A 19,006-nucleotide genomic window follows, 5' to 3' on the forward strand; every position below is an offset into this window, starting at 1 on the left:
TATAATCTGGTTTTTCTTTGTGAAACATGGCCTTACCTCACAAACCGTTTTCTTTTAGTATACTCCTAAACAGAGCAAAAAGCTCTTAGAAACCAATTTCTAAGAGCTTTGTCTTCAGTCTGAAATATATATATATATATATTATAATTGTATTAATGACGGGTTAATAACATCAATAAAGATTAATAATAGAGAGGTTTGAGAAAATGAAAGAAAGCGAATGGATTCATCTGTTTAAAGAGAAGAATGGGCGTGAACCTAGTAAAGAAGAAGTGGAGACAGCAATTAAAAATGGTTTGATTTTTTCTGATAATACTAACAATGGTGTAAGTGGTTATTCAAACTTTACTGCTTTTCTAAATAATCAGGCATCTAAAAAAAGAAAAATTAAATTTATTATTGGTATAGTTAGTATCATCATTATTTTAGTTGCTATACTGGGTACTTTTTTTACTGTAAATTATATCGGAAATAAAAGTGTAAATCGTGAAAAAGTTTCAAAGTTTGAATCAAAATCTGAATCAAAATCTAAATCAAAATCTAAACCAAAAATTACTACAAAATCTTTTTTTGCGCCAGGTAAATATATTGAAGGGGAAGATATTCAAGCAGGTAGTTATTATTTTGTAATGACCGATATTCAATACAGTTCTAATGACAGTAAGAAAGAGGCTTATTTGACATTAGAAATTCTTGATGCTGTAGGGGATTCTACAGGTACTTTTGAGATGGTTTATACAATTGGAAAAGTTTATAAAGTAACTATTCCAAAAGGTGCAACAATTATCTTAGATGATGGTTACTCACCTGACAGTTGGAATGTAACATTTTATACTCCTAACGATTACGAAAAAGATAAAGATTCAATAAATAAATCACATAGTTCTTCTAGTGAATCTAAGTCTTCAACTTCGCAAAGCTCATCATCTACAAATTCTTCCACCTCTAGTTCGTCAGAATCCAGTTTGCCATCTACAAGTTCTTCAAATTCATCAACCAAACCTATTTTAATTAGCGCATCTGAATTAACAGCTAAGTATGATGCTGGGGAACTAAAAGATGGAGAAGTATATCAGTTTACAACCTCACCAATTTGGACAGACATTTGGGGAATGAATGCCGATAATACAAAGTATCTCATTTATGTTAATAGTGGGAATCCTGAAAATGAAGACTTGATGTTATATTGTACTAAAAGTTTAGCAGATAGTATTAAAACAGCCAGTAGTATTTCTGTCACAATTAAAGTTAGTAATGTAGAAAAAACAGGAGGAGATCTTACTGTTATTACAGCAACACCTAACTAGTTCTAATTACTTTTTTAAAATAATATAAAATCAGAAAAAAAGATAATTGGTTAGTTAGCTTCCAACGTAATTCTTATTTGAGATGATAGCTAAATTTATGGTTAAAAATAACCGTCAACTTTGCTAATTTTAGGCCGTTCAATAACTCCACCAAGGACAGTCAGCAGTCCTTGGTTTTTCTATTGTTCAATTTTGATTAGTTTATCGTTTTTTGCTTTTCCTTATAAAATCCTTAAATTTGTTTTTTATACTAGAAATGATAAAAAATAAAAGGAGAAATATAATGATAAAATTTAAAAGATTAACGGGTTTTCAGCTTAAATACATCGCTTTAGGAACTATGCTGTTGGATCATATTCATTATTTTTTTGACTATACGGGTAAGATTCCGCTATGGTTCTCTCAGATAGGGAGAATCGCAGCACCTTTATTCCTATTTGCTATTATTGAAGGCTTTGTTCATACGCATGATCGTAAGAAATATTTCCTTAAAATCTATGGCTTAGCTGTTATGATGGGTCTTATTCAGTTTGGTTTTTATAATGTGCTTCATCCGCTAGTACGAGAAGATGGTTTTTTCCCGCAAAATATGATGCTGTCTTCGTTTGCGATTTTGTTGGTTGCTCTTCAAGGGATTGCTTGGATTGAGGAGAAAAAATATCTTCGAGGTATTCCAACTCTTCTTTTCCCGATTCTTCTGCCTTTCCTTTTCATGCCTTTTTACCGCACCTTTATGGATTCTGGTAATCAACTGGGTATGTTCTTTGTTAACTTGCTCAATTTTACTATCCTACCCTTGCATTTTTCAATTATAGATGGAGGAACTGCTACTCTGATGGTGGGGATAGCTATGTATCTCTGCCGGAAGAATTTGAAAAAAGAAGTTTTTATCTTTGTAATTACTTCTTTGATAATTGATTTAGGACGTGTATTGTTGGTAGGTGCTCCACTGACACTTCACAATCTCTTCTTTTCCTATTTTGAATGGTTAGAGATCTTTGCAGCACCGCTCATGCTCTTGTACAATGGCCAGCGTGGTCAAGGTAGTAAATACCTTTTTTACATTTTCTATCCGCTGCATATTTACTTGCTTTACACCTTGTCAGTGTTGCTCTATAGGTGATATGATATTAAGGATTCAAATAACAAAAGAAAAGGTAGAAGTATGACACGTATTTTGGCAATTGATGATGATGCAGATATTTTGGCTCTGATAAAAAATACCTTGCAGCTGCAGAATTATTTAGTAGAAACTTTCACGAGCGCCAAACAGGTTGACCGTTCGAAATTAATGCGTTATGATTTGATTTTACTGGACATTATGATGCCGGATGTGGATGGCCTGAGCTTCTGCCGAGAGATTCGTCACTTAGTGGATTGTCCTATCTTGTTTCTGACAGCTAAGACACAGGAATCTGATATTGTCACGGGGCTTAGTTACGGAGCGGATGATTATCTGGTTAAGCCCTTTGGTGCAGAGGAGCTGCTTGCGCGTGTCAATGCTCATTTGCGTCGTGAAAAGCGTGAGCGCCATGCAGCCTTGCTTTTGGGTAATGTCTATTTTGATTTATCCAGTAAGCAGGTGAAAGCCGGTGAACAAGTCTTGGACTTGACTAAGTCAGAATATGAGATTTGCGAACATTTAGCCAAACACCGGGGTCAGGTCTTTTCAAAAGAGCAACTCTATGACTATTTGTATGGGTACGAAGAAAGAGGGACACCGGCGGCTATCGCCGAGCACATTAAAAATATTCGCTCCAAGTTTAGAAATGCCGGGGTGGAACCCATTGAAACGGTCTGGGGGATAGGTTATAAATGGCAATGAAAAAATCGAATCATTCTTTAAAAATGATTTTCACCCTGTATTTTGCGACAGTCAGTTTGGCTTTTATTGTCTTATTGTGCTTAGTTTGGCTTGCTTTTGTCATCAGTTTCAATACTAATCTTGTCATTCCTGCCAATCAAACAGAGCAAAAACTCCAGCGCTTAGACAAGGAAATTAAGCAAACCGGTAGGTTTAAAGCAAATCGTTTGCCGAAAGATACAACCTACCTTTTGCTGACTAAAGACGGCAAAATCAAAGAAAGTAATATGCCGAAGAAGCTGCAGCAGCAAGCTTTGGCCAGTTATTCTGGGAAAGCGGTCAGCCCTGGTGATTACGGCTACTTTATGATTTTAAAGCCTAAAAATGAGATTGTCGTTGTCAACTATCAGTTAAAAGCCCATTACTCCATTGCCTGGATGAATAAGTATCTGCCTAATGTGAGCTTGTTATTCCTTATTCTGACGGGACTGGGAACCTTGCTAGTGTTTAGCTTAGTGACGATTCTCTTTGCCCGCAGACTTCAGCGACAGCTGTCTCCGATTATTGTTGCTACTGAGAAAATCGCCGAGCAAGATTTGGACTTTACCATACAATCGCCTAATGTTAAGGAGTTTAATCAAGTTTTACAGAGTTTGGACACCATGCGGCAAGCTCTGAGAGAATCGTTGCTGCGCAGCTGGCAATTGGAGCAGGAAAAGCAAGATCAAATAGCTGCTTTAACGCATGACATTAAGACCCCATTGACTGTGATTCGCGGCAATACCGAATTGTTAAACAGCACAAGCCTGTCTAAGCAGCAGCAGGAATTCATCCGCTACAGTTTGAAAAATATTGAGCAAGTAGAGACTTACCTTCAGCAATTGTCCTACCTGACTAAGAACAGAGAATTACAGGATTTCCATCCGGAAAACATAAAGGTTACAGCGTTTTTAGAGGAATTTTCCCAGAACACTCAGGCCCTTGCTGCAGCAAAAGCAATCAAAGTTCAATTTCTCAATGTTTTGTCTGATGTTCAGCCTGCTGCTTATTGGGATAAAGAGTTATTGAAACGCGCCTTGATGAACATTGTTGCTAACGCTGTGGAGCACAGCCCGCAAGGAGGCCGTTTACAGCTGCACTATAGTTTGCAGGGCGAAGCAGTGCTGATTTCCTGTCTGGACAGCGGAACAGGGTTTTCTAAGGAAGCCTTGGAAAAAGGGATCCTGCAATTTTTCAAAGATGATAAGAGCAGGTCACAGGCCAATCATCAAGGTTTGGGTCTGACTATTGCGGATAATATTGTTCGCCTGCACGGCGGCAGTCTTGAGCTGTCAAATGCTAAGCAAGGCGGCGGCCAGGTTGATATCGTTCTGCCACTCATAAATCAGATTGAGGCCAACTAATGGTTCTCAATTTTTTTGACAAAAATCGTATCTTTTTTGACAATAATCATTGTCAAAATGAAAAGGAAGTGTTACAATATAGCTGTCAAATATCTTATGATTGTTTTGAGCAGCAAGAAGAAAGAATGACCGTTTACAAGCTGTAACTAAGGAGGTTTAGGATGGCAAATGTTATTGAAGTCAAGGATTTGGTCAAACGTTTTGGCAATCAGACGGCGCTGGATGGTATTTCTTTTGAGATAGCAGAAGGTGAGATTTTTGGGTTTTTAGGCCCGTCAGGTTCGGGGAAAACAACAACGATTAACATTTTGACAGGACAGCTGCTGATTAATTCCGGCAGTGCAAAGATTTTTGGCAAAGAAGCACTTGATCTGGACAGCGACGATTTAGCACAGATTGGGATTGTCAGTGATACCAGTGGTTTTTATGAAAAAATGACACTTTATAAAAATATCCAGGTCTACAGCAAGTGGCATGGAGTTTCTGACAGCCGTGTGGACGAGTTGCTGCAGCGCATAGGTTTATACGAAAACCGCAATAAGCCTGCCGAAAAACTCTCAACGGGAATGAAACAGCGCATGCTTTTGGCGAGGGCTCTCATTAACCGCCCTAAGTTTCTTTTCTTAGATGAACCGACCAGCGGGCTTGATCCGGCAACATCGCGCATGATTCATGATTGGCTTTTGGAGCTGAAAGCACAGGGGACAACCATCTTTTTGACAACGCATGACATGCAGGAAGCGACTCTTCTTTGTGACCGTGTTTCCCTGCTCTATCAAGGAAAGTTGGTTGAAACAGGACGTCCTAAAGATTTGATTCAAAAGTACTATCAGCATAAGCGTGTTCGCATTCGTTACACTGACGGGCATGAAAAAGAGCTGTCTTATCATGAGCTGTCTCAGTTGGGGCAGGTGGATGAAATTGAAACCATTCATTCTTGCGAACCGACTTTAGAAGACATCTTCATCTCACTGACAGGAGGTAAATTAAATGTTTAAGCGGTTAAATGCTCTTTTGTGGAGCCGGAAAGAAATGATGCTTGCCAATAAAACGGTTATGGTCAACATTTTCATGCCCTTTTTGCTGGTTTTGCTTTATCAATTTATGTATAAAGATTTAAAAATGCAAGATACGAATGAACTTATTTTGTATCTGGTTATACCGATGATTCCGGCTTTGATTGGTTATAACATACCAACTTTAGTCGCAGAAGAAGCTGAAAAAAACAATCAGCGCAGCCTGCGTTTGGCAGGGGTTAAGAGCTGGGAATACGTGCTGGCAAGCTTGTTTTTCCCTTTTATTCTGAACGTGCTTTATATGAGTCTCCTGCCCGTCTACTTAAAGGTTGATTTTGCTGATTTAGGCCTGTCTTACTTACTTGTCATGCTCTTAACCTCTCTTTCTGTCTTTTTGCTCTTTTTAATGGTAGCTCTTTTGACAGATACTCAGTCTCGGGCAACTATTTTAGCCATGCCGGTCATGATGCTGACCTTTCTCTTGCCCTTGTTTTCGATGATGGATAAAGGCATTGAAAAGTTTATTGCCTACACCTACATGGGAGCTTATACGAAGGCCGGCACCGATTGGACGGCTTACCATTTAACGGATAAGAGCTTTTGGATTCTTCTGATATGGCTGCTGCTTTCTTTAGCCGGTGTTATTTGGGCAACAAAACGAAAGCAGATTATCAGATAATGTCTGCTGTCTAAAGGAGAAAACTATGGCTTTAATATTGAAAAACAGACTCAAGGAATTGCGAGCCAGAGAAGGAATCAATCAAACAGAGTTAGCCAGATTAGCCGGTATTTCCCGCCAAACAGTCAGCTTGATTGAGCGCAATGAGTACACACCTTCGGTTGTGATTGCAATGAAGATTGCTGAGATTTTCCACGAACCGGTAGAAGAAGTCTTTCGTCTAGAGGAGGATAAAAAGGATGGTTAAAAAACAAAAGGGAACTTTTAAACGAGCCGGGAAGAGGCTCCTCATAGGTGCTTCAATTGGCGGTCTGGGAGGAGGTTTGATTGGTTATTTTCATGCTTCCGGCCAAAAACTGCCAGTGTCTCAAACGGAATTGATAGAGATTCTTCTTGTTAGCCTGCGAATTTTATTTGTCATTTCCTTTGTTCTCAGCCTTTTTTACATCGTTCAAGTGCTGCAGGCTTATAAACAGTACCAAAACAGTATAGATGACGAGTCGGAAGAACTCTATCGGACAATGAATAAAAGGCATTCCTATGCAGTGATTTATGCAGGAGTAAGCGGTGTTTTGGCTGCCCTTAGCTTAATTTTAGCTTATAAGCTGATATTTGCGGACAGCTATGCTGAGATGTCATTTCCTGTTCTGGATTTCCTGGCTGCGATGGCATCAGGCGCTTTGCAGACCTATGTGCTCAAGGTTTACAATCGTATCCGCAGTCTTAACATGCCCTTAGTTCCGACACTGAAAGAATTAAAGAACAATGTTATGCAGATGGATGAGGCAGAGCTGGAAGCCAATTACAAAATATCTTTTGAAATTGTTATGAATCTGAGCGGTGCTATTCTGCCGGGAATCTATCTTGCTTTGTTTTTGCTCTCTTCTTTACCTGCAGAAAGTTGAGCTGTCCGGTCTTATCGTGGCCGCTGTCATCCATCTTTACATCATGATTATGCAGTTTAAAATGACAAAAGCGTATTATAAATAAAAGGAGAATGTTTATGAAATTAGTTATTAATATCGTTAAAGTAATCGGTCTTATTTTTCTGTCCCTGCTTTGCAATATCACTCCTATGATTCTGCTGCAAAGGCAGTTCACATTTTCTCTGCCGCTTAAATGGGGATTGGGAATTGCTTATATTGTATTTATCGCTGCTGTTATTTATTTCTTATGGAAGGCGCATAAAAAGCATGAAGATGCAGCTGTTGCCCAGCAAAAATTCACTTGGAAGGATTTCGGTTTTGCCTTTTTATTCTTTTTGCTGGCGCGTGTTGTGGCAATTGGAGGAACCTTATTGAACCAGCAGCTGAGCGGTCAGACCACGACAGCTAATGATGCCGGCCTGCAAGGTTTAGCCAATTTCTTTGTCGGAGGTTTCTTTTTATACCCCCTCTTATATGTTATTTTAGTGGGGATTGTCGGTCCGTTCATCGAAGAATTGGCCTACCGTGCCTTTCCTAATCATCTCTTGTTTAAGCATGGTCATAAAGTTTTAGCCGGTATTGTGACCACTGCTGTCTTTGCTTTTCCTCACGCAACAACGGTCTTTGAGTTTCTGATTTATGCCTGTCTTGGTGCCATACTTTATCTGGCTTATCAGCGACGCGGCAATATTAAGGACTCGATGGCGGTTCATATATTGAATAATCTTCCATCTGCTATCTATCTCCTACTTATGGCCTTTAAATAAGTATAGTAGTTTATTACAGCCGATTTTCTCATCTGTCTGCATACTATTGCGGACAGATTTTTTTGTATTTTATTTATTTTTATTCTTGACTTATGTATAAATATACGATAAAATAATCAACATATTCAGTAAAGGAGAGATTAAGCATGAAAGTTTCAATCGTTGGTATTACAGGATATAGCGGATTAGAATTGGTTCGTCTTTTGAATCATCACAAGAAAGCAAAACTTGTATCGGTGTATGCAACCAAGGAGATTGGAACACGACTGTCTGATATTTATCCTTATCTGCGAGGTATCTGTGATTTAACCATTCAAGCTTTTGACAGCCAAGCCATTATGAAGGAAGCTGATGCGGTTATATTTGCCACTCCAAGCGGTGTTGCTAAGGAGCTGGCCGGAGCTTTTCTGTCGGCGGATTTTCCTGTTATTGATATTTCCGGGGATCACCGTCTGCCTGCCAAGACTTATGAAAAATGGTATCAAAAACCCGCTGCAAAACAAACAGATCTGGATAAATTTACTTACGGGCTGGCTGAGTTTACCGATGTTAAAGGGAAGAAATTTATTGCCAATCCCGGCTGCTATGCTACGGCGGCAGAACTGGCCTTGCTGCCCTTGATCAAGGCTGGAGTTGCTGATCTGGACAGCATTATCGTCGATGCTAAGTCAGGCCTGACAGGAGCCGGCAAGTCCCTGTCAGAGTCCAGCCATTTTGTCAATGTGCACGACAATTATGTCACCTATAAACTCAACCGTCATCAGCATATTCCTGAAATTGTTCAGGAGCTGCAGCTGTTCAACAGTGATTTTCAGCACCTTCAGTTTTCAACCTCGCTCTTGCCTGTCAATCGCGGTATTATAGCAACTTGCTATGTTAAATTAAAGACGGCTCTGACGGAGACTGAAATCGATAAGATTTATGCTGACTGTTATGCGGACAAGGCATTTGTCCGTATGCAAAAGAGTCTGCCGGAGCTTCACAATGTCATCGGTTCTAATTTTACAGATATTGGTTTTGCTTATAACGAAGTGACTAATGTCTTAACGGTTGTATCTGTTATTGACAACTTAATCAAGGGTGCCGCCGGTCAGGCCCTTCAAAATCTCAATCTCATGATGGGATTTGACGAAACTGAAGGGTTGCTGACGTCTCCCAGTTATTTGTAGAGATGAGTTTAGAAAGGAATGGAACTTCAAAGATATAAGCACAGCAGTATGACAGCTGATCAGAGGTAAGAGTTCTCAGATAGCTGTTCAGCATTTTAATGGACTTTTAGATATTTTTAGGTTTCCAGTAGTTGAGTTATGAAAGTTATTGATGGAAATATTGCCAGTCCGCTGGGTTTTTCGGCTGACGGTTTACACGCAGGTTTTAAAAAACGCAAAAAAGATTTCGGCTGGATTGTCTCAGAAGTGCCGGCCAGCGTTGCCGGGGTTTATACGACTAACAAGGTGATTGCAGCGCCTTTGATTGTCACTCGAAATGCGGTCAAAAAAGCGCAAAAAATGCAGGCTCTGCTTGTGAATTCAGGCGTTGCTAATTCCTGCACAGGCGTGCAAGGGCTGGAAGATGCTCAGACCATGCAGCAATGGACAGCTGAAAAATTGGGTATCGATAGTGACCTTGTCGGTGTTGCCTCAACAGGTGTTATTGGTGATCTTATGCCCATGGAGACCTTGAAAAATGGGCTGTCCAAGCTTGTTGTCAATGGCAATGCCAATGACTTTGCTGAGGCCATTCTGACAACGGATACAGTCACAAAAACAGTGGCTGTCACTGAACAGTTTGGCCGTGACGAGGTTACCATGGCAGGCGTCGCCAAGGGTTCGGGCATGATTCACCCCAATATGGCGACTATGCTGGCCTTTATCACCTGCGATGCTGTTATTTCAAGTGAGACGCTGCAGCTGGCTCTCAGCCAAAATACTGAAACAACCTTTAATCAGATTACAGTTGACGGTGATACCTCAACCAATGATATGGTGCTTGTCATGTCTAACGGCTGCACTTTAAATGACGAAATTCTGCCAAACACCCCGGAATTTGACAAATTTTCAGCCATGCTTCATTTTGTCATGCAGGAGTTAGCTAAAAAAATAGCCAAAGATGGTGAAGGTGCGACCAAGCTGATTGAGGTTGAAGTACTCAATGCTCCTGATGAGCTGGACGCCCGCATGATGGCTAAGAGTGTGGTTGGCTCAAGTCTGGTTAAAACAGCTGTTTTTGGTGAAGACCCCAACTGGGGGCGGATTTTAGCAGCAGTGGGCTACGCCGGAGCAGATATCGCTGTGGACAATATTGATATTTATCTGGGGACGATTCCTGTCATGCTTGCTTCAAGCCCTGTGGAGTTTGATGAGGAAGAGATGCAGGATATCATGCAGGCCGACGAAATCAAGGTCAGCATTGACCTGCATGCCGGAGAAAAAAGGGGCACCGCTTGGGGGTGTGATCTGTCCTACGATTATGTGAAAATCAATGCCCTTTACAGGACCTGAACTAAAAAAAGCTTGATGAGAGAGTAAAAGCTATAACCGAAAGCAGAGGACTTGAAAGATTCCCAGTCTTATCTGTTTATTCTTGTTTGAATTTTGTGAGTTTAAGCTGTATTTGAAAGGAAAATCCATGTCAGAAATCATAGTCATCAAAATCGGCGGTGTCGCCAGTCAGCAATTAGATTCGAGCTTTATTGAGCAGCTGAAAGCCTGGAAGGCTGCCGGCAAAGCTCTTGTTATTGTGCACGGCGGTGGCTTTGCCATCAACAGGCTGATGGAGGAAAAGCAGGTTCCCATCAAAAAAGTTAAGGGCTTGCGGGTGACCAGCTGCGAAGATATGGCGCTGGTCAGAAAGGCTCTGATAGATATTGTCGGAAAGGACCTAAGTGATCGGCTGACACAGGCAGGCCTTGAGAATCTGCAGCTGAAATCGCAGCTCAGCCAGCTGATAAAAGCCGATTTTCTGGATAAGGCTACCTACGGTTATGTAGGAGAGGTAACGGACATAGACACGACTCCGCTTTTAGAGCTGATCAAAGATAAAAAGATTCCGCTCTTGGCTTCTTTAGGCTATTCTCAAAAGGGGGATCTGCTCAACATCAATGCTGACTATCTGGCGACAGCCGTAGCAGCAGCCCTGTCTGCTGAACAGCTGATTCTTCTGACAGATGTCAAAGGAGTTTTAGAAAACGGACAGGTGCTGCCGGACTTAACCGTCAAGCAAATTCCTGAAAAGATTGCCACGGGCGTCATCACAGGCGGTATGATTCCTAAAATCGAAAGTGCTGCAAAGACCGTTGAGGCAGGCGTTGCCCAGGTGTTGATTGCTGACAGTTTGGCAGGCGGAACCTTGATTCACAAAGGATAAAAATGACTACCGGTAAAAAGGACAGGAAGGCAGCAGAGCTTCCGACAGTAACAGGAGAGGCAAGAATGAGTAAATTATTTCAAAATTATAAAAGAGCAGCTATTGAATTTGTCAAAGCAGAAGGAAATTATTTGTTTGATGCAGACGGCAAAAAATACCTTGATTTTTCATCAGGTATCGGTGTGACAAATTTGGGGTTTCACCCGCAGGTCAAAAAGGCGTTGGAAGAACAGGCCGAGCGCATCTGGCATACCCCAAATCTCTACCAGAATTCTCTGCAGGAAGAAGTAGCAGAAAAACTGATCGGCGACCGAGATTATTTGGCTTTCTTTTGTAACAGCGGAGCCGAAGCCAATGAGGCTGCTATCAAGCTTGCCCGCAAGGCGACCGGCAAGCAGGAAATCATCACGTTTAAAGATTCCTTTCACGGCCGGACTTTCGGCTCGATGTCTGCAACCGGTCAGGACAAGATAAAAGAGGGGTTTGGTGACGGGGTTCCCCATTTTCTTTATGCAGATTATAATGATCTGGCCAGCGTCAAAAGTTTGGCTTCTGAACGCACTGCTGCGGTGATGCTGGAATTAGTTCAGGGAGAATCCGGTATTCACCCGGCTGAGCCAGATTTTGTCAGAGATTTGGCTGCTTTTTGCAAGGATAAAAATATTTTACTGGTTGTTGATGAGGTTCAGACAGGCATGGGCCGGACGGGCAAGCTGTATTCTTTTGAGCATTACGGCATTGAGCCGGACATTTTCACATTGGCTAAAGGCTTAGCAAACGGTGTTCCTGTCGGAGCCATGCTGGGGAAAACTAAGCTGTCGGCAGCTTTTGGTTACGGCAGTCACGGATCGACCTTTGGCGGCAATAAATTAGCCATGGCAGCAGCCAGTGCCGGCTTAACAGTCTTAAAAGAAGAGGGATTTTTAGAAACTGCACTGGCTAAGGGAGAGTACTTGCAAGACCAGCTGAAGAGTATGCTGGCTGATAATCCCAAGGTCACTCAGATTCGCGGACTGGGCTGTATGATTGGGATTGAAACAAGCGCAGATTTGAGTCTGCTGCTTGCCTCAGCGCATGCCAAGGGATTGATTGTGCTTACTGCAGGCAGCAATGTCATCAGGCTGTTGCCGCCTTTGACCCTAACCAAAGATGAGCTGGACCAGGGATTGGCTATTCTAAAAGAAGTTTTTGCCTGAGCATAGGTAAGTGTTGACAAATTGCTGTCAGCGTGTTATGCTTTAGGCAATTGAATAGATTTATTTCTTCGGGGCAGGGTGAAATTCCCGACCGACGGTGACAAGCTGAGCTTGAAGTCCGTGAACTGCGAGAGCGGTTGATCCGGTGAAAATCCGGAACCGACAGTATAGTCTGGATGGGAGAAGAAAATAAAAGAAGAGACTAGGCTTCCCCAAAGGGGTGTTGCCAGTCTGTCAAGTGATACCTTGGCTGTTAAAGAGTCAAGTGTTCTTGCATACAGGAAGTTTTTCAGCTATGCAGGTGTTGTAGTTCTAGATATCTGTTTTAAAAAGCTGCTGTTAGCCTTGCTGAAAACAGCATAGTTCCAGGCTTCTTGTCAAAGACAGGATATGTTCAGATTAAGAGTGAATATTCTTCTGTCGGTCTTTTATGATGGTAAACCTTATCTGCCCCGTAATATTTTTACGGGGTTTTTTGTGTTGGAAAGGAGGCAGTATGGAGGAAAAATTTATGGCCTTAGCTATTGCTAAAGCCAAAGAGGGAAGACGCCAGACTTATACCAACCCTTTGGTTGGAGCCGTTATCGTTAAAGATAATCAAGTCATTGCCGAGGGCGCTCACTTAAAATACGGCGGTTATCACGCAGAACGGCAGGCGATAATGGCCTGTCAAAACGCCGAAGAATTGAAAGGGGCAACGCTTTATGTAACGCTTGAGCCCTGCCATCATCAGGGTAAGCAGCCTCCCTGCACTGAAAGTATTGTTCAGGCAGGCATCACACGGGTGGTTATTGCCCAGCTGGATCCCAATCCTTTAGTCGCAGGCAGGGGCCGGCAGTTTTTAGAAAGTCAGGGACTGACGGTTGATGTTGGTCTGCTGGAAAAAGAAGCAGAAGCGCTCAATCCCCACTATAATTATTTTTACCGGCATGGGCGGCCCTATATTGTTTTAAAAAGCGCCATGAGTTTAGATGGCAAGATTGCTCTTAAAGGCAAACGGACAGCTTTGACTGGAAAGAAAGCCAAAGAGCTGGTTCATCAGGAGCGCAGTGATTATCAGGCTATTTTAATCGGCAGCGAAACAGCTCTGCTGGATGACCCCGGCCTTCTGGCAGCAAAGAGCAATCTTTTCCCACCGGTTCGTGTTGTTTTAGATCGGCGAGGTCGGCTGTTCAGCCACAGGCAGCTTCAGCTTTTTACTAACAGCGAAGCCCCGGTCTATCTTTTCAGCCAAAGACCTGTGGAAGATCTGCCTGCTCATGTCAGCGTTTTTTGTGACCCTGACTGGACGGTTGATAAAGTGGTTAAACAGCTGGCTAAAGAGGGTATTCAGTCTCTCTATGTTGAAGGCGGCAGCCATATTCACGATGCCTTTTATGCAGCTGATCTTTGGGATGAATGGCTGCTTTACTTGGCCCCGATTCTTTTAGGAGGAGATGCCTTGGCCAGCATGAGCAGCACCAGAATAGCACAAACCCTGACTAATCTGCCTGATGTATCCTTAGAGCAGGTTGGTGAGGATTGGCGGATTTCTGCCAAAAGAAAGGAGGATCCATGTTTACAGGATTAATTAAGGAAAAAGGAAAAATAAGTCATTTCAGCAAGAACAGTCAAGGGGTTCGCCTGACCTGTCAGGTGTCTGCCCGTTTTCTTGACCAAATAGCTATTGGTGACAGTATCGCGGTTGACGGTGCCTGCTTGACCTGTGTTGCCAAAAGAGGCCGGGAATTTGTGGTTGATATTATGCCGGAGACTTTTAAGAGGACTAATCTACGCTATCAGCATATTGGAAATGCTGTTAATATTGAACCTGCCTTATCAGCTGCCGGGCGCTTTGAGGGACATTTTGTGACCGGACATATTGATGCTCAGAGCCAGCTGCTTGACAAGAAAAGTCTGGGAAATGCTGAAATTTTAACCTTTTCGTACCCTCAGGGGCATGCTGGGGAAATCATTGCGCAAGGATCAGTTGCTATTAACGGGGTCAGTCTGACAGTTGTGTCCTGCGATGAGGAGCGTTTTACAGTATCCTTGATTCCGCACAGCCGTGAAAAAACGAACTTGGGTCAGCTTAAAGCAGGCGACTGGGTTAATATTGAAACAGATATTTTGGGGAAATACATCAAAGCACAGGCAAGTGCTGAAAGGAGACGCCATGTTTGAAAAAATTGAAGCAGCCATACAAAGGCTCAAAGACGGAGAACTGATTATTCTGACAGACGATGCTGATCGGGAAGCTGAAGGCGATCTGGTCGGTTTGGCCAGTCTTGTGAGTGCAGACAAGGTCAATTTTATGACGCAAAAAGCACGCGGCCTTATCTGTGCCCCCATCTCAAGGGAAATAGCTGAGCAGCTGGATCTGTCTGACATGATTGCCGACAATACAGATGTTTTCGGAACGGCTTTTACGGTCAGTGTTGATCATCATAAAACGTCAACAGGGATATCAGCTTTTGACAGGGCGAAAACCATTCAGGCACTTTCCTCGGAAAAAAGCAGAGCTCTTGACTTCAAGCGGCCCGGACACATGTTTCCTTTGATTGGAAAAGACGGGGGTGTTTTGGAACGGCGAGGTCATACCGAAGGCGCCCTTGATCTGGCCCGTCTGGCCGGCAGCAGACCTGCTGCTTACATCTGCGAAATTCTTAAAGAGGACGGTCACATGGCTAGGCGAAAGGATTTAGAACAGCTGGCTCAAGAATGGCAGATGCCCTTAATTTCGATTGAAGAGCTGGCAGTCTATCTGCGTTTTAAAGGGGCGGTTAAAACATCTCTGCCTACCCGCTATGGCTATTTTGACCTGACCCTTCTGGAAGACGGAGAGGGCAAAGAAAATCTGCTGTTAACCAAGGGCGATCTCACAAAAGAATCTGCTCCGCTGTTTCGGATTCATTCAGAATGTGCCACGGGAGATATTTTTTCTTCCGTGCGCTGCGACTGCGGTGAGCAATTAGAAGCGGCCATGAAAGCAATTGAAAAAGAAGGAAGCGGTGCGATTTTGTATCTGAGGCAGGAAGGCCGCGGCATCGGGCTGAAAAACAAGCTGAGAGCTTATCAGCTGCAGGATGCAGGCCTTGATACCTACGATGCTAATCTGGAACTTGGCTTTGCAGCAGATGAGCGGCACTATGATTTTGCCAAGACCGTTTTAGACTATCTGGGATTAAACAAAGTCAGACTTCTGACCAATAACCCCGATAAAGTCCAGCAGCTCAAGGCTGCCGGTGTAGAAGTAGCTGAGAGAATTACTCTGCAGGTTCCGGCTCGCAGGGAAAATCTCTCTTATCTGAAAACTAAAAAAGAAAAATTTCATCACGACATTCAAGTCTGAGAAAGGAGAAAAAACATGACAGTATTCGAAGGACAGTTTCATTTTACCGAGGAAAAGAAAGTTGCCATCATTGTTGCACGTTTCAATGAATTTATTACCTCAAAATTGCTGGCAGGAGCCAAGGACAATTTAGAACGTCACGGGCTATCCAAAGCAGCTATTGATGTTTACTGGGTGCCCGGAGCTTTTGAGATTCCCTATCTGGCTAAAAAACTTCTAAGCAACAAGCAGTATGATGGCATTTTGACCTTGGGCTGCGTTATCCGAGGAGGAACCAGTCATTATGATCTGGTCTGCAACGAAGTTGCTAAGGGTGTTGGCCAGCTTAATCTCGAAGGCGATATTCCTGTAATTTTCGGGGTACTGACAACAGAGGATATTGAACAGGCGATTGAGCGCTCAGGCACCAAAGCAGGCAACAAGGGCTATGACACGGCTCAAAGCCTGCTTGAGATGATGTCTCTGACAGATCAGATCGAAAAAGCCTAGCTCACCTATTTACAAGAAAAAAACAGAGTCAAAATCGTTATTCAAAAGAAACGATTCTGACTCTGTTTTTGTATGTTTGATTCTTACATATCCAGCGAGGTGTAATAACTGATTGGCCGCTGGTCATTTAGCAAGAAGGATTCGGGGTCTAAGCGGTGCAGCTGCTTTTGTCCGGAATGCCAGAAGAGTGCGATCAAAACGGCTGTAATCAAAGCTCCCAAGAGATAGGTCAGACCTGACAGCCCCATATGAAAACCAAGGGGTTCACTGAGAATATAGACCACCACAGCATAAAGCATGAAGATGCCCGGTATCAAGGTAACCCAGAAGTTCCGGCGTTTCAGGACCAGATAGCGCGTTGCAACCAAGAGACCGATAACGGCTGTAACTTGGTTGGCCCAGTTAAAGTAGCGCCAGAGCAAGTTAAAATCAACTTTTGTTAAGACGAAAGAAATCACATAGAGCGGAATGGTAACGGCGAAAATCTTAGGAAGCGTGTCTTGTTTGATGTGCAGATAATCGGCAACGATAGTCCGTAAGCTCCTGAAAGCAGACAGTCCTGAAGAAATCGGTAAGACAATAACACCAATGATAGCAACAGTTCCGACCATATTGCCTAAAAGCATAATCATGACTTTGTTAACAACGGCAGAAGCAGTACCGGCAGCGATTAATTGAGACAGTGTTTTACCATCAAACAGACTCATAGAAGCTGCAGCCCAAATCATAGCAATGACACCTTCAGCCAGCATCATACCATAGAAAGTAAAGCGGCCTTCGCGTTCATTGATAGTGGTACGAGAAACCATCGGTGCCTGTGTTGCGTGGAAGCCGGAAATAGCTCCGCAGGAGATGGTGAAGAAAAGAGCAGGGAAAATAGCCAAGCCTGTCGGGTGCATGTTTTTGAAAGTAGCTGCCGTCAGATTAGGCATATCAAAGCCGCCGGTCAGCAAACGAAAGGCAATAGCAGCTGTACTGATCATCAAAATCACACAAAAGGCTGGATAAACTTTACCAAGTGCCTGGTCAATGGGCAGTACGGTTGAAATCAAGTAATAAACAAAGATCAGCCCGACAATCCATGGCAGTCCGATGAGACCTTTTGGCAGGATGCTGGCAATCAGATTAGCCGGTGTGATGACAAATACCGTTGCGACCAAGATGAGCAGCAGCATGGAAAAGAGATTGATGACCAGCTTCATGGATTTGCCCAGATAGCGGCTGGCCAGTTCGGGCAGGAAAGCTCCTTTGTTTCTCAGGGAAATCATGCCGATCATGTAATCATGGACGGCTCCTGCAAAGATACAGCCCAGGATAATCCACAGATAAGCGACAGGTCCGTACAAAGCTCCCATAATAGGACCAAAGATAGGACCGGTTCCTGCAATGTTCAGCAGTTCGATCATGGCATTTTTCCATTTAGGCATAGGAACAAAATCATAACCGTCCCTCAAAGCCTCGGCCGGGGTCTTTCGGTCAGTGTCGATTTGGAAATTTTTTTCAATATAAGCACCGTAGGTAAAATACCCGACAATCAGCAGTGCTATACCTCCCAAAAATGTTATCATGGCTAATCCTCCTTTAGCGATGTAGGATTTTTATTTTTAAAAATTTAAACGCTTACATGGCTTTATTATAACAATGAAAAGAGAATTTGAGCTGTTTTCAAAATGAATGACCTGATTTAGGACATGAATGGTTAGATAGGGGAGATAAGCAGCATGTTCCTTCAAAAAAGAACACTTAGGAGATACCTAAGCGTTCTTTTAAGGATTTAACATTGGCCCGGCTGACAGGCACTTTTAAGCGGTCAGTCAAGGTGAGCCGCAGGGTTTGATTAAACCAAGGCTCAACGACCGTAATCATTTGCAGATTGACAAGGTAGGAACGATGAACACGGACAAACTGTTCATCAGGCAGCTTGTCCTGCCAATAGGCCAGTGAGTCATGCGACTCATATTGTTTTTGGCTGGTATGGATAAGGGTCTTGCCCTGCAGGGCTTCGATCATGATAATATCGCTGGCTTGAACCATATAAATGCGGTCTTCTTCGCTGATAGGATAGGCTTGCGGCTGCGTATGTCTGTTCACGGTCTCTTTTGTTGGTCTAAGGCTCTGTTTGACCTTGTCCATAGCCGCTTTCAAGCGTTCAGGTTCATAAGGCTTTAGCAGATAGTCGCGGGCATTATTTTCAAAAGCCGTAATGGCGTACTGATCATAAGCTGTCGCAAATATAATAATCGGCGGATCCGGCATTTTATTGATACTCTCAGCCAAACTCATACCCGAAGCTTCCCTGAGCTGAATATCCAAAAAGGCGACATCATAGTGCTCTTGCAGCAGCAAGGCTAAGGCCGAAGGAATATCGTCAGCTTCCTCAATGGATAGGTGTTCATCGTATTTATGGAGCAGATAGATGAGCTCGTTGCGCGCCAAAGGCTCATCGTCAACAACCAATACTTTCATGAGTTAGGTCCTTTCTTTTTGAAGACATAATATAATCTTACAGATAACTGTTTTATTATAACATAGAAAAAGGCGGAGAAGCAGAGTTCTGAAATGTCCATAAAAAAAAAGATCTTAAAGTATAATGGATAACCTTTAGGATGATTGTTGAAAACGCTGTCATTAAGTGGTACAATATTAGTAAATAAAACGTAATAAAAAAGAAATTATTGTAACAATGAGTTTTGGAGAAATATTTTCATTTTTAATACCAGAT

At 42.7% G+C, this 19,006-nt stretch carries 19 protein-coding genes and 1 riboswitch; of the genes, 17 read left to right on the forward strand and 2 right to left on the reverse strand.

What is annotated here, in order from left to right; all coding sequences use genetic code 11:
- Positions 1-206 precede the first annotated feature (206 nt).
- The 17 genes from AC4HAF_RS02615 (at position 207) to ribH (ending at position 16,284) form a co-directional block, all read left to right on the forward strand.
- Entirely contained in the window at positions 207-1,307 is a 1,101-nt protein-coding gene (locus AC4HAF_RS02615) for a hypothetical protein (RefSeq protein ID WP_491096551.1), read from the forward strand.
- 283 nt (positions 1,308-1,590) lie between these two features.
- Entirely contained in the window at positions 1,591-2,430 is an 840-nt protein-coding gene (locus AC4HAF_RS02620) for a TraX family protein (protein WP_491096552.1), read from the forward strand.
- A 42-nt stretch (positions 2,431-2,472) separates the two neighbouring features.
- Positions 2,473-3,132 carry a response regulator transcription factor gene (locus AC4HAF_RS02625; RefSeq protein ID WP_491096553.1) on the forward strand — a complete coding sequence of 220 codons (660 nt, stop codon included), beginning with the start codon at positions 2,473-2,475 and terminating at the stop codon, positions 3,130-3,132.
- The gene (locus AC4HAF_RS02630) at positions 3,123-4,514 is read left to right on the forward strand and encodes a HAMP domain-containing sensor histidine kinase (RefSeq protein ID WP_491096554.1); all 1,392 of its coding nucleotides are present in this window, start codon (positions 3,123-3,125) and stop codon (positions 4,512-4,514) included. Before AC4HAF_RS02625 ends, AC4HAF_RS02630 begins: the two co-directional genes overlap by 10 nt.
- Positions 4,515-4,675: 161 nt before the next feature.
- Positions 4,676-5,512, forward strand: a complete 837-nt coding sequence (locus tag AC4HAF_RS02635; protein ID WP_491096555.1) for an ABC transporter ATP-binding protein — start codon at positions 4,676-4,678, stop codon at positions 5,510-5,512.
- Positions 5,505-6,209, forward strand: coding sequence for an ABC transporter permease (locus AC4HAF_RS02640; protein WP_491096556.1), 705 nt, complete (start codon positions 5,505-5,507; stop codon positions 6,207-6,209). Before AC4HAF_RS02635 ends, AC4HAF_RS02640 begins: the two co-directional genes overlap by 8 nt.
- Before the next feature lie 25 nt (positions 6,210-6,234).
- Complete coding sequence (locus AC4HAF_RS02645) at positions 6,235-6,456, forward strand: helix-turn-helix transcriptional regulator (protein ID WP_491096557.1); 222 nt, start codon at positions 6,235-6,237, stop codon at positions 6,454-6,456.
- Complete coding sequence (locus AC4HAF_RS02650) at positions 6,449-7,114, forward strand: DUF3169 family protein (protein ID WP_491096558.1); 666 nt, start codon at positions 6,449-6,451, stop codon at positions 7,112-7,114. The genes AC4HAF_RS02645 and AC4HAF_RS02650 overlap by 8 nt, the downstream gene beginning before the upstream one ends.
- 98 nt (positions 7,115-7,212) lie before the next feature.
- Positions 7,213-7,902, forward strand: coding sequence for a CPBP family intramembrane glutamic endopeptidase (locus tag AC4HAF_RS02655; RefSeq protein ID WP_491096559.1), 690 nt, complete (start codon positions 7,213-7,215; stop codon positions 7,900-7,902).
- 146 nt (positions 7,903-8,048) lie between these two features.
- Complete coding sequence (argC, locus tag AC4HAF_RS02660) at positions 8,049-9,071, forward strand: N-acetyl-gamma-glutamyl-phosphate reductase (RefSeq protein ID WP_491096560.1); 1,023 nt, start codon at positions 8,049-8,051, stop codon at positions 9,069-9,071.
- 138 nt (positions 9,072-9,209) lie between these two features.
- A complete protein-coding gene (gene argJ / locus AC4HAF_RS02665) occupies positions 9,210-10,403 on the forward strand; it encodes a bifunctional glutamate N-acetyltransferase/amino-acid acetyltransferase ArgJ (protein ID WP_491096561.1) in 1,194 nt (397 codons plus the stop codon).
- 127 nt (positions 10,404-10,530) lie between these two features.
- On the forward strand, positions 10,531-11,268 hold the full coding sequence (gene argB / locus AC4HAF_RS02670; RefSeq protein WP_491096562.1) for an acetylglutamate kinase: 738 nt from the start codon (positions 10,531-10,533) through the stop codon (positions 11,266-11,268).
- A 65-nt stretch (positions 11,269-11,333) separates the two neighbouring features.
- The gene (locus AC4HAF_RS02675) at positions 11,334-12,464 is read left to right on the forward strand and encodes an acetylornithine transaminase (protein WP_491096563.1); all 1,131 of its coding nucleotides are present in this window, start codon (positions 11,334-11,336) and stop codon (positions 12,462-12,464) included.
- 60 nt (positions 12,465-12,524) lie between these two features.
- Positions 12,525-12,656, forward strand: a riboswitch (FMN riboswitch).
- A 304-nt stretch (positions 12,657-12,960) separates the two neighbouring features.
- On the forward strand, positions 12,961-14,034 hold the full coding sequence (ribD, locus tag AC4HAF_RS02680; RefSeq protein ID WP_491096564.1) for a bifunctional diaminohydroxyphosphoribosylaminopyrimidine deaminase/5-amino-6-(5-phosphoribosylamino)uracil reductase RibD: 1,074 nt from the start codon (positions 12,961-12,963) through the stop codon (positions 14,032-14,034).
- Entirely contained in the window at positions 14,019-14,627 is a 609-nt protein-coding gene (locus AC4HAF_RS02685; RefSeq protein ID WP_491096565.1) for a riboflavin synthase, read from the forward strand. The genes ribD and AC4HAF_RS02685 overlap by 16 nt, the downstream gene beginning before the upstream one ends.
- Complete coding sequence (ribA, locus tag AC4HAF_RS02690) at positions 14,620-15,795, forward strand: GTP cyclohydrolase II (RefSeq protein ID WP_491096566.1); 1,176 nt, start codon at positions 14,620-14,622, stop codon at positions 15,793-15,795. Before AC4HAF_RS02685 ends, ribA begins: the two co-directional genes overlap by 8 nt.
- 15 nt (positions 15,796-15,810) lie before the next feature.
- A complete protein-coding gene (ribH, locus tag AC4HAF_RS02695) occupies positions 15,811-16,284 on the forward strand; it encodes a 6,7-dimethyl-8-ribityllumazine synthase (RefSeq protein WP_491096567.1) in 474 nt (157 codons plus the stop codon).
- 83 nt (positions 16,285-16,367) lie between these two features.
- Here the strand turns inward: ribH and AC4HAF_RS02700 are convergent, their stop codons facing one another.
- Positions 16,368-17,852, reverse strand: a complete 1,485-nt coding sequence (locus AC4HAF_RS02700; protein ID WP_491091432.1) for a carbon starvation CstA family protein — start codon at positions 17,850-17,852, stop codon at positions 16,368-16,370.
- Between the two features lie 175 nt (positions 17,853-18,027).
- Positions 18,028-18,750 (reverse strand): LytR/AlgR family response regulator transcription factor, encoded by a 723-nt coding sequence (locus AC4HAF_RS02705; RefSeq protein WP_491096568.1) that lies wholly within the window; start codon positions 18,748-18,750, stop codon positions 18,028-18,030.
- Positions 18,751-19,006: the final 256 nt, after the last annotated feature.

This window comes from Streptococcus sp. ELY_90, assembly GCF_058314475.1.